The sequence below is a fragment of the Dyadobacter sp. genome (assembly GCF_017744695.1).
GTDB lineage: Bacteria > Bacteroidota > Bacteroidia > Cytophagales > Spirosomataceae > Dyadobacter.
In genome coordinates this window covers 748,460-762,342 of record NZ_JAGIAS010000002.1, presented here as the reverse complement: position 1 = coordinate 762,342, position 13,883 = coordinate 748,460, and the positions used below count along the sequence as shown (strand labels likewise).

At 52.7% G+C, this 13,883-nt stretch carries 9 protein-coding genes; 7 read left to right on the top strand and 2 right to left on the bottom strand.

The genetic code is table 11. From position 1 onward, the window contains the following. Positions 1–2: 2 nt before the first annotated feature. Positions 3–1,793 (bottom strand): hypothetical protein, encoded by a 1,791-nt coding sequence (locus J7619_RS10725; protein WP_291197786.1) that lies wholly within the window; start codon positions 1,791–1,793, stop codon positions 3–5. A gap of 86 nt (positions 1,794–1,879) precedes the next feature. Continuing rightward, positions 1,880–2,332: a hypothetical protein gene (locus J7619_RS10720; RefSeq protein ID WP_291197784.1), complete on the bottom strand. Its 453-nt coding sequence runs from the start codon at positions 2,330–2,332 to the stop codon at positions 1,880–1,882. A 113-nt stretch (positions 2,333–2,445) separates the two neighbouring features. Between J7619_RS10720 and J7619_RS10715 the strand changes: the two genes are divergently transcribed. The 7 genes from J7619_RS10715 to J7619_RS10685 all read left to right on the top strand — a co-directional run bounded on the left by J7619_RS10715 (position 2,446) and on the right by J7619_RS10685 (position 13,852). After that, positions 2,446–3,087 carry an RNA polymerase sigma-70 factor gene (locus J7619_RS10715; RefSeq protein ID WP_291197782.1) on the top strand — a complete coding sequence of 214 codons (642 nt, stop codon included), beginning with the start codon at positions 2,446–2,448 and terminating at the stop codon, positions 3,085–3,087. A 12-nt stretch (positions 3,088–3,099) separates the two neighbouring features. Then, complete coding sequence (locus J7619_RS10710; RefSeq protein WP_291197780.1) at positions 3,100–4,113, top strand: FecR family protein; 1,014 nt, start codon at positions 3,100–3,102, stop codon at positions 4,111–4,113. Positions 4,114–4,139: 26 nt separating this feature from the next. Next, the gene (locus tag J7619_RS10705) at positions 4,140–7,775 is read left to right on the top strand and encodes a SusC/RagA family TonB-linked outer membrane protein (protein WP_291197778.1); all 3,636 of its coding nucleotides are present in this window, start codon (positions 4,140–4,142) and stop codon (positions 7,773–7,775) included. 26 nt (positions 7,776–7,801) lie between these two features. Continuing rightward, entirely contained in the window at positions 7,802–9,301 is a 1,500-nt protein-coding gene (locus tag J7619_RS10700; RefSeq protein ID WP_291197776.1) for a SusD/RagB family nutrient-binding outer membrane lipoprotein, read from the top strand. 100 nt (positions 9,302–9,401) lie between these two features. Further along, positions 9,402–10,181 (top strand): sialate O-acetylesterase, encoded by a 780-nt coding sequence (locus J7619_RS10695; protein ID WP_291197774.1) that lies wholly within the window; start codon positions 9,402–9,404, stop codon positions 10,179–10,181. A gap of 114 nt (positions 10,182–10,295) precedes the next feature. Next, entirely contained in the window at positions 10,296–11,162 is an 867-nt protein-coding gene (locus J7619_RS10690; RefSeq protein ID WP_291197772.1) for a sugar phosphate isomerase/epimerase, read from the top strand. A 314-nt stretch (positions 11,163–11,476) separates the two neighbouring features. Further along, positions 11,477–13,852 (top strand): TonB-dependent receptor, encoded by a 2,376-nt coding sequence (locus J7619_RS10685; protein WP_291197770.1) that lies wholly within the window; start codon positions 11,477–11,479, stop codon positions 13,850–13,852. Positions 13,853–13,883: the final 31 nt, after the last annotated feature.

Below are 13,883 nucleotides of genomic sequence, written 5' to 3'. Positions count from 1 at the left end.
TTTTAACTAATGCTCACCTCTTTTCCCGTCGTCAGCAAATAGCGGTTCGGGCCGTTGATGACGCCCAGCGTCAGTTTGTACTTCTTGTTTTTGGACAGGTATTGCCTGAGCATACCCATTGACTCGCAGTAGCCCGCGTAGTAATGACCGGTACGCAGGAAACAGAGGAATGAGTTCCTGCGCATACGCATGGGCAGCATATGCATTTCATCGCCTGAATGGATGATCAGGTAAATGCCGTCGTCAGGTGAGCACTGTAATGCCGGCGCCTCTGTTCCTACCTGAATGAAATCGGCTGTTCGTACGGCAATATCTGACGAGCCCCGTATTTCTGCCCGACGCAAATTTTCGAAGGGAAAATCAGGGAACTGGTAAATCCGGTTCCTCAATGCATTCTCAAAAATTGCATCGACGGTCTCCTTAACGGTGATATAAATGGGTGCAGAAGGAAATTCCCTGTTTTTGGTCCAGCCATACGCGTCGGTTTGAATGGTTTTCCGGAAATACATCATATCGGCCCAGGTTTGAAAGTAGCTACTTCCAAAATAGATCACGGCGCTGATTTGCAAGATGATGATGCGTCGACTGAGGATTCGTTGAAATGCGGGTTGTTGCAGTAACAGCAGGTAGTTGAAGATCGCCCAAAACGTAAAAATATGTTTGTATCTGCTCAGCAAAATGGTTTGTGCGCCGAAAGCGGCACGACCGAATGCCAATGCTAAAAAGGTCGCCAGCAAGAACAGGATGCAGCCTGCAAGCCACCACTGGTTTGGCGTAATCGTGTGTGGGGCCCGTATTATTTTTTTTCCGAAGAAAAATGCGCCAATTCCGACCAGGGAAAGACTCACCACTCCTGCGACGGCGGAAAGAGCCAATCTTGTAGCATCGCTTTTGTCTAGCATCACATCTGTAATCATGCCGGGCATAGCAACCGCCATGAGCAACATTTCCCGCCATGATGACAAATTTTGAGCTGAGGTAGGGCGAAAGTCGGGCACCAGCAATCCCTGAAAGTAAAACAGGGTGATAAAACCGAATAGAACTATCCAAAATGCGGCCGCCAACCATTCCCGACGCGCCAGCAGCATCAGCGCTGCCACCGGCCCGACAAATACGCCTGACACATCGGAGTAAATGGCCAAAATTCCCATCCCGGCGCCGCAGACCAGGCTCCTCCGTGTGTTTTGGCTGACGAGCCAGATGCTTGCAAATCCCCAGACATAAATCGCAATTTGTTGCAGCGGTATGATCGACCAATACAGTGCTTCGTAGTTGAAATTGGAAAAAAGCAGGTATGGAACCGGCAGTAGCAGGGCTGGTGAAAGATTTTGCTGGGCACGAAACCAGCCGAACACCAATTTGAGAAAGACGAGATAGGAGCAAATTCCGGCGAATGCGAGAAAGCGGAAATCGATCGAGCCGCTCGCCCAGTACATCAGGCAGGCCACCAGTCTGACAACAACAATCCGGCGCTCGTCGTCCTGCTTCGATAATGCCGACCATAATTCGCGGAGTGAGCCTGTTCCTTCGACTATCGTGGATGTAGATTCGAGAATTGCGTCAATATCGTCCTGGTAAGGAATGTTGACCGTAGTCACGCCCCATACCACGAAGAATATCACAACAGGCGTTGCCCATGCAAGGAAGAAGAGAATATCCCGAGACCCGAAAGGTCCAAAAGAGAAATAATCCGGCTTCAACGACCGGGAGGGCCTGGTGCCATGCAGGTAAACCGCAAACAGGGAAACTGCGCCGGCGAAGGCCGACAGTGTGATAAAAATGGGGAGATTCATGGGCAGGTGGCTTTGATGCAGACCACCAAACTATCCGCATTTTCATCCCTATTGCCAACGAACCATCCTGGGGTAAGCGCGGGTTATCAGGCGGCTTTTACCCACTTCACAATCAAATTCGCGAGGAGCAATAGCTGGAAGGCCCCGAACGTAACCACCGAGCCCACGAAGCGTACCCGCATGTCCTCCCATTCCTTGTATTGCTGGGGTGAAAACGTCGACCAGGTATCCACGGCGTTGTTGGGCGGGTAGCCCATCGTACTCGTCATGTAAAGGGCGATGCCGATCGTCGCGAGCACATGTGCGGCAGTCAGTTGCGGGAAGCCGGCGCGATTTCGGGTAAGCCAGTACAGGAGGCTGGTAATCAGGATAATCGTGATCAGAAACTCCGCTATTAAATCAATCCGAACTATGTAGTACGTGTCGTACAGCTGCACGTCGACAGAATAGCTTCGCCGTATCCAGGCAATGATTGCTATCACGGGGCAGGCGAGCAGGAGTGTGAGGTGGGGTTTGGTTTGGATGAAGCTTTTGCGCATTGTATCGTATTTTTATGGATGCAAATTAAAAAATGAAAGTTTTTTACGGAACAACTAGGGTAGCCTTTCCAAATTTTGTCCTGTGGATGTAGCCCTAAACCCAGCCCCGAAACGTGACGCCCGAACCTTCCGAACATTTACCGGACGAAGAGAAAAACCCCGAAAGACCGATAGACCCGATGCCGGGGACGCCGGAGGTGGGTGTACCTGATAATACGCTGCCCGACAGGGAGTTTTTTATCCGGAAAACATACGAACAGGATGCTGCGAAAGGGTATGAATTGCTATTCAGGAGCTATTACCAGCCGCTTTGCAGCCACGCTGCGAGGTTTGTATACAACAAGGAAATCGCCGAAGACCTCGTCACGGAAATTTTTCTCAATTTCTGGAAAAAAGAACTGCATACCAGCATCGCTACGACCTTTCGGGCCTATCTCTTCACAGCGGTGCGTAACAGGTGCTTTACTTATCTACGCTGGGAGTTCAACAAAATGCGGCAGGAGGAGCTCGACGACGAGTTCCGCTCCGATATGCTAGCGCCCGATCACATCATGGAAATGGACGAGCTCTATATGCAGGTCGAGCGGGCGATTCACGCTTTGCCTCCCCAATGTCAGAAGGTATTTATTCTGAGCCGGTTTGAAGGGAAGTCGTACCAGGAGATTGCGGTAAAGCTTGGCGTGACGGTAAAGGCTGTGGAATGGCATATATCGAAGGCGCTCAGTGTATTGCGCCGATCATTGAAACAAAACTGACAAACTGAAAGCATGAACACACCATTATCCAAAGAAATGCTCTTCACCTACTTCTCCGGCCAGGCCACGGTGCTGCAAAAACAGCTCATCGAAGAGTGGCTCGGCGAACCGGGGAACGCGGAGCGCTATTTCGAATGGTTACAGGAATGGGAAAACAGCCATCCGCAATTTTTGCCGGATGTGGAAGTGGCTTTTAAAAGTGCACAGGCGATGCTGGAAAAGTCGTCGGATAACGACGATGAGGTCGCCACGGCGGTAACCGCGTCGCGATCCCTGCCCTGGCGGAACTGGCTGCGCATTGCGGCTGCTATTCTGGTGATGATGGGAGCGGGCGGGTACTATTACCGCGACGCGATCTTATACCGGCATTACCGCACCGGCTATGCCGAAAGCCGGACTGTCCTGCTGGCCGACGGGAGCCGCATATCGCTGTTACCCAACTCCGACCTGAAACTCCTTAGATGGGGATTCGGAAGCATCGGCCGGGATGTGTATCTGACGGGCGAGGCCGGTTTTGTCGTCACGCACCAGGTCGATCACCAGCCGTTCACGGTCCATACGCCCGATCAGGGAAAGGTAACCGTGCTGGGTACCGAATTTTTTGTGTATACCCGCAAAAAAGGCACGCAAGTGGTTTTGAGCAAAGGCAAAGTACAGATTTCATCTCCCGAAATGGCTGCGCCGCTCGATATGAAGCCGGGTGAAAAAGCCTCCGTCGCTACGGACGGCAAGATCGCCATTCAGCCATTGACTATCCCAGAGCTGAAAGACCCGGCCGTTTGGCAGGAGCATCATTTCCATTTCGACCACACCTCTCTTGCCGACGCCAGTCGTGAGCTGAATGCGGTATTCGGGCTGGAAATCGTCGTGACTGACCCTGCACTGGCTGCGCGGCAGGTTACCGGCACGTTCAAAGCCAGGCAGGCTGACGAGCTGCTGTCGGTGCTGTCTGAAATGCTCGAGATGCGCGTGCAGGTCGGCGACGACCAGGTGCTTCTCATCCCCGATTCGACTGACACCAATTAGATCTTTTAACTAACCCAAACGCTTCCATGAACCCACATGTACCCCTGGCAAAGGCATTTGGCCTTTACGCCATGCTCAGTTTGTGCCCCCCGCCGGGATTCGGGCAGTTGCTGGCATCGGCGCATCCTTTGCAGGCCGAAACGCGGCAAACGCAGCCCGTACGCCTGCGCGACGCATTGCTGAAACTGAAAGAGAGCTATGGCGCCGACATTCTCTTCGAGGAAAAACTGCTCGACGATCTGAAAGTATCATCCGCTGCGGTCAATCCATCCAGAACCCTGGAACAGAACCTGGACGCATTGCTGGCTTCTACCGGATTGAAATACAAGAAGATTAAGGAAAATACTTATGTGCTGCTGGCGTCGAAAGACCGCCGGAAAAAGGATGGTGGTACTGTGCCGGTCCGTGAAAGTTCGGCATTGCCGCAGGACAGCCCGCTGGCATCCCTCTCACCCGTAACACGGGCAGAGGTGGCGGAGTCGGCTGTGCGTGGTACGGTGGTGGATGCGAAAGGCGAACCGCTGATCGGCGTAAGCGTACTCGTCAAGGGCACTACACGCGGTACTGCTACGGACGTGGCAGGGAAGTATGAGATCGCGGTGGATGATGCGTCGGCCGTACTGGTGTTCTCCTTTGTGGGTTATGTGCGGAAAGAAGTGGTGGTAGGTGCCCAATCGGAGGTCAATGTCACCCTTGCCGAAGACACGCAAAATCTTTCGGAAGTAGTGGTTACAGCATTGGGTATCAAGCGCGACAAGCGTGCATTGGGCTATTCGGTGCAGGAAATAGGCGGGGAGGCTATCAGTACCGCCAAGGAAGCGAACCTCGCTACCACACTGGCCGGTAAGATGGCCGGTGTGCAGGTGACGCGTTCGGCCAATGGGGCGGGAGGCTCGTCGCGCGTGGTGATCCGCGGTTCCAACTCCCTGGTCGGCAATAGCCAGCCGCTGTATGTGATTGACGGCATTCCGATGGATAACAGCAACCCCAATTCACCTTCCTCAACGGGCGGTATCGATTACGGGGACGGTATTTCAAACATCAACCCCGAAGATGTGGAGTCGATCTCCGTGTTGAAAGGACCTAATGCCGCTGCGCTGTATGGCCAGCGGGGTAGCAACGGCGTTGTGCTGATCACCACCAAATCAGGCAAATCGAGAAAGGGTATTGGTATTAAATATGGTGTCGACTATTCGGTAGGCGACGCATTGGTATTGCCCGATTTTCAGGATGAATATGGCCAGGGGCTGGATGGTGCATTCACGCATTTTCGCGGTAACGATGGAAAGATATACACCTGGGCGGCGGCGCAGGCCGGCAATATCCAGGGTATGCCGAAGGCGAGCGGCGGCCGTGACCGTTTTACGCGTTCAAGCTGGGGGGCGCGCATGGATGGTCAGCAATATGAGGACCAGTGGGGGAATGTGCTTAACTTTACGCCTCAGCCCAACACCTTTCAAACCTTTTTCAGAAAAGAGAAACAGGTGGTTAATAACCTGAGCCTCGAAGGCGGCAACGACAATATCAACTACCGGCTTTCTTACGGCCGCACCGATATAGACGGGTACACGCCAGGCAATACGCTGAAACGCAACAACGTCAACCTGCGGACGGTGGGGAAGATTACGCCGAAGCTGGAACTGGATGTCAAAGCGAACTACATCGGGCAGAAAGGCGCAAACCGCCCCACGGTTTCGGATGCGAGCGATAACCCGGCGTACCTGTTCATCAGTCAGCCACGCAGCATGCCGATGAGCATCCTGGCCAATTCGGCCTGGACTGCCGAAGATGTGGCCAAACAACTCGGCTACGGTACCGTGCCGTTTGTGGGCATGGAGAAAACCTATGCGACCAATTCGTCGACGGCAAATCCCTACTGGACGGTCGATCACACCCGTAACTCCGATGACCGCCAGCGCCTGCTTGGTTTGATCCGCCTGAGCTACCAGTTCAACGACTGGATCCGCCTGACCGCCAAAACCGGGACTGATTTCTACACCGACCAGCGCCTGCGTTACCGCGAAAAAGGTACCTACCAAAGTGCTAACCGCAATGGCGATATTTCCGAGCAGGTTACCCGCGTGCGGGAGGACAACAGCGATATTTTGCTCTCGTTAACCCCGCAACTGACGAAAGACATTTCGCTCGGCCTGAACCTGGGTGCCAACCATCAGAAATTCTATTCGCGCACCACCGGCAATACCGGTACCGAGTTCATTGTGCCCGGTTTGTATGCCATCAATAATACGTTGATCAACTCTTACGTATTCGGTCTCACGGAATCGTCGATCAACTCGGTTTATTTGTCGGGGCAACTGGGGTACAAGGAATACCTCTTCCTCGATTTCTCGGCACGTAACGACTGGTCTTCGACGCTTTCACCAGCAAACAACTCCTTCTTTTACCCGGCTGTGAGTGCGAGCTTCGTCGTAACGGATGCGTTCAATATCCGGAGCAATACGTTAAGTTTCCTCAAACTGCGGGCCTCTGTGGCGCAAGCGGGTAGCTCGGGTTCTCCTTATCAGCTCACCGGCACCTATTCGCTCGACCAGGTTGCGCACGGTGGCGTTCCGTTGGCTTCGTTTTCGTCGACCATTCCTGACCCCAATTTGAAAAACGAGCTGACCACTTCGATCGAGTTCGGTGTGGAAGCCCGCTTTTTCAAAAACCGTGCAGGGCTTGCATTTGCTTATTACAATGCATCCACCAAAAACCAGATCCTGGATGTGCCCCTGCCGCCGTCGAGTACATTTGCCTCACGGAGGATCAATGCCGGTGAAATCCGCAACCGTGGTGTCGAGCTGACCCTGAATGGTACGCCCATTAAAACAGCCGACGGTTTCACCTGGGATGCAGCATTCAATTTTTCCAGAAACCGAAACCAGGTGGTGGCGCTTGCCGAAGGAGTGGATACTTACGTGCTCGGTGCCGACCGCGGGGTGAATGTGGTAGCCGAGCCGGGCAAACCGTTCGGTACGCTCATCGGTAACGGCTTCCAATGGCTTCGCGACGAGAATGGCAACCGCCTCATCGACCCGACGACCGGTTTGCCCCTGAAATCCAATTCCAAGATTCTTTACGAATTGGGTAATGCATTGCCGAACTGGATCGGCGGATTCAACAACACGTTCCGCTACAAGGGCATCAGCCTGTCGGGCTTGTTCGATATCAGCCAGGGCGGCAAGATTTACTCACAAAGCTTGCGTGAAGAACTGGTTTATGGTACGATCAAAAAGACCCTGCCGGGACGCGACGGTACGTATGTAGCCGACGGTGTTGTGGCTTCCAAATCCGACAACGGAAAATGGGTAGGTACCGGTCAGGCGAACACGAAGCAGGTGCGGGCGCAAGACTACTGGAATGTGGTGGCACCCGACAAAGACAATGTGATCCCGGAGGAAATGCTCAACGACGCGAGCTATATCATGTTCCGCGAGTTGACATTGAACTACCAGCTGCCCAACACGCTCATTAGCCGCACGCCGTTCAAAAGCATTCGCGCGGGCATTTATGGCCGTAACCTGTTCTACGTGCAACGCAAAACGGAAGGTTTCGCACCTGAGGCCTCATCTTTCAACGTCAATAACTCGTCGTTGGGACTTGAATCTACCGCTTTGCCTTTGCTGCGGTATTTCGGGGTCAGCCTGAATGTGGAGTTGTAATTGTTCAAACCGGAAATCTTTGAGAAATGAAAAATAGAATCCCATCAATCCTGCTGACCGGTGCCATATGCCTCATACAGGCCTGTACCGGCGATTTTGAGGAAATCAATACGCCGCCTACATCGGTCACGACGGTCGATCCGGGGCTGCTGCTTTCGAAAGTGCAGAAGGACGCCGCGTTTGCGGAAGGCTATGAAGTGCCCAACAGCCAGTATGGTTCGTGGATCCAGCATTGGGCCGGAGGCGTGCTGGTATCGAGTTCGCGTTACATCGAGCAAAGCGACAACAATACCTGGGACGCGCATTATACGCTGATCCGGAACATCAGCCAGGTCCGTAATGAAGTTTTGAAAGGAAAGGAAAATGATCCCAGTGGCCGCAGCAAGCTGGCGATCGCACGCATTGTCGAGATTTCGGTGTGGCAACGGCTTACCGACCTGTTTGGCGACGTTCCGTACTCGGGGACCGCCCTGGGGCCTTCCGATGTGAATACCAAGCCTGTATTTGACACGCAGGAGTCGATCTACAAGTCGCTGATCAACGACCTGAATGCGGCCATCGGGCAGCTTACGCCCGGGGATGCGAGCTATGGCAATGCGGATTTTTATTACAAAGGAGATATTAATAAGTGGAAGAAGTATGCCAATTCATTGAAACTGCGGCTTGGAATGCGCATCCGTTATGCCGATCCGGCCTTGGCACAAAAAACCGTGACCGAAGCCATGGGCCAGCCGCTGCTGGAAAGCGCCGCCGATGACGCTACCGTACCGACTTATAACAATGCGACCAATGCGAATGTACACCCGGTATTGAACCAGTTCCTGGCCGGCAGCCCCGACCTGAAATACCTCGCCGACGCATTCGTGACGCAGCTTGTGGGCAGCGCAGACCCCCGTTTACCGCGCATTGCGCAACCGAGCGTCAACTCCGTGAAGGCAGGTGCGCCCGCATACAAGGGCATTGGCGTAGCTTTGACAGACGAAATCCTGAAAACGATCATCAAAGACGATTACAGCACTGTTTCGACACTTACGTTCTTCAACCGCGATTACAGCCCGGCGATCCCGTGTATGGTAATGTCGTTTGCGGATGTGTCGTTCTATAAAGCCGAAGCCGCGCTCGAAGGCTGGGGCGGAACGGCGGCGGAGGCCGAGAAATATTATCAGGATGGTGTGAAAGCGGCATTGGCGCAGGCTCCTTATAATGTAACAACCGTGCCGGCTTCTTTTGAAAAAGAGCTGTCATGGACCGGTCTTTCCAAAGCGCAGAAGCTTGAAAAAATAGGCACCCAGAAATGGATACAGCTGTTCGGCCGTTCCTACGAAGCATTTATCGAATGGCGGAGAATGGGCTACCCCACATTGAAGCCCGGCCCGTTCCAGGGATCGACCGGCGGCACCATCCCGCGCAGGACGATTTATTCGTCCCGCGAAGCGCTTTTGAATAAGGAGAATTACGAGCAGGCGGTTGGCAGGTTGTCGAAAGGAGATTCGTACGTGTCAAAGGTTTGGTGGGATAAAAGGTGACGGCCGACCGCTGACTGCCGTTTGAAAAGCGAAATGCCCGGGATGTTAAATCTCCCGGGCATTTTGCTTTTGGGTATTACCGATGTAAAACAGGTTACGGATGAAATTTAAACTCTTGAACATACTGCTAAGCCTGCTCGCGGGGGCGACGGCAGCCTTCCCGCAAACAGTTCCCGAAAAAATGGACCTTTACTTGCTGATTGGCCAGTCGAATATGGCTGGCAGAGGTACGACGGATGCGGCTTCCCATCCCAATTCTTCCCTAATATGGGCTATTAACCGCCATCACGAATGGAAAATGGCAGCCGACCCGCTTCACGAGGACAAGCCGACGGTAGTAGGGGTAGGGCCCGGTCTTACGTTCGCACAGGAAATCCTGAAAAAATACCCTGAACGTCCGATCGGCCTCATTCCCTGTGCGGTAGGTGGCAGCGGTATCGACGACTGGCAGCCCGGCGCCCAACATGAGCAGACGGGCATTTATGCCTATGACGAAATGCTCGCCCGTGTGAAAGAGGCACAGAAACGCGGGACGATTAAAGGCATTATCTGGCACCAGGGAGAATCCGACAGCTCACCGGAGAAAAAGGGGGCGTACGCCGCCAAACTGGCCGACTTTTTCAAACGCCTGCGCCGGGATACGCAAACGGAAAACGTGCCGGTCGTGGTAGGAACGCTGGGGGATTTTTATGTGGCCAAAACGCCCGATGCGGCGGTGATCAACCAGATTATCGCTGATTATGCGAAGCGTAATAAGCTGGTTTACCTGGCGTCGGCTTCGGGCCTGGCGCACAAAGGGGACGAGACGCATTTCGACACTCCTTCGGCGCGGGAGTTGGGGCGTCGGTATGCCGAAGCGTTTTTGAAAAAGGAAGAATAGAGGTTGAGGTGCGGGCATAGGGTGAGCGGGTTTAATTTTCGTCCAATGCATTAACTCTGGAATCCTTTGGTGTTCATTGAATCATAACCTCGCAAACCTGACCAACCATTTTACATGAAAATCAAACATTTAACACTCCGTGCGACACTCTTCGCAGCATTGGCTTGCGGATATTCGGCTTCGGCGCAGAAAGGCAAGCCGCTTTTTCCTGATCAGCCGGGGATGGTTTCGTATACTTTCAGGACGAGCCTTTCCAAAAATACCGCGGCCACCCTGGATACGATCAAGGCACTGAAAATTACGGACATGGAGTTTTCGAGCCTTTTTGGCAAGACGGCGCCGGAGCTCCGCAAATTGCTCGACGAACGCGGAATCAAATGCTCTTCGTTCGGGGTAGGCTACGACGACGCGCTCAATAAAACGCAGGAGGTCGGCAATAATGCAAAAGCGCTGGGTGCGAGCTTCGTTCGGGTGGCATGGGTACCGCATAAAGGGCCTTTTACGCTCGAAATGGCTGAAAAAACCGTAGCGGATTTTAACAAAATAGGCAAGCAGCTGAAAGACGAATTTGGCCTGACTTTTTGCTACCATAACCACGGCTACGAATTTGAAAAACACGGCGAGGGCACGCTGATGGATTATATTATCCAGAACACCGACCCGAAATACGTCAGCTTCGAACTCGATATGCTCTGGACATTCTTCCCCGGCCAGGATCCGGCGGCGCTGATCAATAAATACCCCGACCGTTTCAAACTCATGCACATGAAAGATTTGAAAAAGGGCATAACCGGAAACATGTCGGGCGGTACGCCGGTAGAGAACGATGTGGCATTAGGCACGGGGCAAATCGATATTCCCGCCGTGCTGAAAGCAGCCAGGAAGGCTGGACTGAAGCATTACTACATCGAAGACGAAAGCCCGAGCTACGCGACACAGGTACCTCAGTCGATCGCTTATTTGAAAAGTTTGAAATACTGATTGAAAAAATAGCAGTGGCGGCCGTATTCACGCATTTGTGTTGTGGATACGGTCGCCACTCGTTTTGGGACCTGCAACGGAATAGAATAATCCAGTGAGCGATCTCATGATCAAGGCGGCGTTGCGTGCGATACCGGCCAATGTTCAGATTGTCCAGCTAAACCGGCAAATTGTATAAGCGTAACCGTCGCAGGGTGGTTACTTTTGTGGCATTATTTAGAACGAGTCTATTTATTAATAAAACCGGGTGGGTACCAGCCACCCGGTTTGCTGCGCCAGGGCGCAATACTTAAAACGTTGTAACATTTAAAGCAATGCAAATTAGTAAAATTCTGCATACAGGAGTCCTTTGTGCCTTATCGTTCGTCGCCCTTGCCCGGCAGGCAGACGTTACCCTCCACGGGCAAATCCGTTCAGAGGAGGGGGAAGCGCTCCCCGGCGCATCCGTAAGCCTGAAAGGGACCTCCCATGGAACCTTCACCAATGCCGACGGAAAGTATACGATCGAACACGTCCGTCCAGGTTCCTACAAGCTCCTGGTGTCGTTTATGGGCTATCAAACCCAAATCAAGGACATTACCCTCAAAGCCGGTGAGCATTTCAAACACAATACCAGACTGGTTTCCGAAACCCGCGAGCTGGAATCTGTTTCGGTAATCGGCCGGACAGAGACGAAGGAAATCAGTCGCCAGGCCTATAATGTGACGGCGATCGATGCCAGAAAGCTCCAAAACTCCACGCTCGATCTTTCCCATGCGCTCGACCGTGTGTCGGGCGTACGTGTACGGGAGAGCGGGGGCGTGGGTTCCAATATGAATTTTTCGCTCAACGGCTTCACAGGGCGCCAGGTAAAGTTTTTCCTCGATGGCGTGCCAATGGATAACTTCGGATCTTCCTTTCAGTTGAATAACATCCCCATTAACCTCGCCGAACGGGTGGAGGTTTATAAAGGCGTGGTGCCTATCTGGCTGGGTTCGGATGCCCTGGGCGGAGCAGTGAACATCGTCACGAATACCCGCCAGAACAGCTACCTCGATGCCTCCTATTCCTACGGCTCGTTCAATACGCACCGTACGACTATCAATGCAGGTTACACGGCGAAAAATGGCTTTACAGCCCAATTGAATGCATTTCAGAATTATTCGGACAACAATTACCGGATTACCGTCGACGTGGCGGACGTGAACACCGGCGAATATTTCCGCAACCAGCGCTTGCGCAGGTTTCATGATACCTATCACAATGAAACCGTGATCGCGAATGTGGGTGTGGTAGGCAGGAAGTTCGCCGACAAGCTTTTGCTGGGGATCACATTGGGTAAAAACAAAGCCGAAATCCAGACGGGCGCGCGGATGGTGAGCGTTTTCGGCCAATGGCACCGGAAGGGTAACATCGTGATGCCGAGTTTGAAATACCAGAAGAAGGATTTGTTCGTGAAAGGGCTGAATGTCAATATATCCGCCAACTATAACCTGGGTCAGGAACAGAATGTAGACACAGTATACCGCCGCTATAACTGGTTTCAGCAATTCAAACAATATGAAGGAAAGGGCAGCGAGCGTGAGAGGTCGCTCTACAAATTCCGGAACAATAATGGCCTGGCCACGGCGAATGTAACCTACCAGATCGATCCACGGCATTCGGTGACGATCAACAATGTATTGAACACGTTCAACCGGAAGGGGGAGGATGAGCTTTTTCCGGAATCGGCAAAATACGAGCAGCCCCGGGTGAACAGGAAGAATGTGCTTGGTTTGGGCTACAAGTTCGACTATAACGAGCGCTGGAATACGTCATTATTCCTGAAACATTTTTCTCAGAACAACAAATTCTCCGTGTCCTATAACCCGACCGGTAACTGGGGCGACGAGGCGTTTTTAGTCCAGAAAAACAGTTTTGAAAAACTGGGATACGGCATTGCTTCCACTTACTTTCTATTCAAAAATTTTCAGCTAAAAGGTTCATTTGAGAAGAGTTATCGATTGCCGGAGACCGACGAGCTTTTCGGGGACCTCCTGAACCTGGAAGGCAACATCGAGCTAGATCCGGAAACGAGCTACAACTACAACCTCGGTTTCAGCTACAACGGCGCGATCAACCGTGTACATCGTTTCAGCGTCGACGCCAACGTACTCTACCGCGACGCCCAGGGATTTATCCGTCCGCGCCTGAATGCGAACCAGACCAAGCAGGTTATGGACAACCTGGCCGATGTGACCAACTTCGGGATCGATGGAGAAGTGCGGTATTCCTATCGCCAGCTTTTCACGGCGGGTGCCAATATTACCTACCAGAATCTTCGCAACAATACCCGTTTCGAGGAGGGTTACACCACAGAGAGCCCGCTTTACCGCGACCGCATCCCGAATATGCCCTTCCTTTTCGGTAATGCGGATGCTGCGGTTTTCTTCAAAGACCTGGGCAAAAAGGGCAATACCCTCACGGTTGGCTATAACCTGCTTTATGTGCATGCCTACTACCTCTACTGGCCGAGCCTGGGCAGCGACAAGCTGGATATCCCGGAGCAGCTGAGCCACGATGTAAACCTGGTGTATGCCATGGCTGATGGCCGGTACAATGTCTCGCTGGAATGCAAAAACCTGCTGGATGCGAAGCTGTTCGATAATTTCAGCTTGCAGAAGCCAAGCCGCGGTTTCTATGTCAAATTACGCTATTTCATCAGTAAATAATCTTTAATAATTCAATCATCCAATCAAAGTA

Coding starts and splice junctions, on each gene's coding strand:
- J7619_RS10725 (WP_291197786.1), bottom strand. CDS start 1,793: ATGAATCTCCCCATTTTTATCACACTGTCGGCCTTCGCCGGCGCAGTT.
- J7619_RS10720 (WP_291197784.1), bottom strand. CDS start 2,332: ATGCGCAAAAGCTTCATCCAAACCAAACCCCACCTCACACTCCTGCTC.
- J7619_RS10685 (WP_291197770.1), top strand. CDS start 11,477: ATGCAAATTAGTAAAATTCTGCATACAGGAGTCCTTTGTGCCTTATCG.
- J7619_RS10710 (WP_291197780.1), top strand. CDS start 3,100: ATGAACACACCATTATCCAAAGAAATGCTCTTCACCTACTTCTCCGGC.
- J7619_RS10690 (WP_291197772.1), top strand. CDS start 10,296: ATGAAAATCAAACATTTAACACTCCGTGCGACACTCTTCGCAGCATTG.
- J7619_RS10695 (WP_291197774.1), top strand. CDS start 9,402: ATGAAATTTAAACTCTTGAACATACTGCTAAGCCTGCTCGCGGGGGCG.
- J7619_RS10700 (WP_291197776.1), top strand. CDS start 7,802: ATGAAAAATAGAATCCCATCAATCCTGCTGACCGGTGCCATATGCCTC.
- J7619_RS10705 (WP_291197778.1), top strand. CDS start 4,140: ATGAACCCACATGTACCCCTGGCAAAGGCATTTGGCCTTTACGCCATG.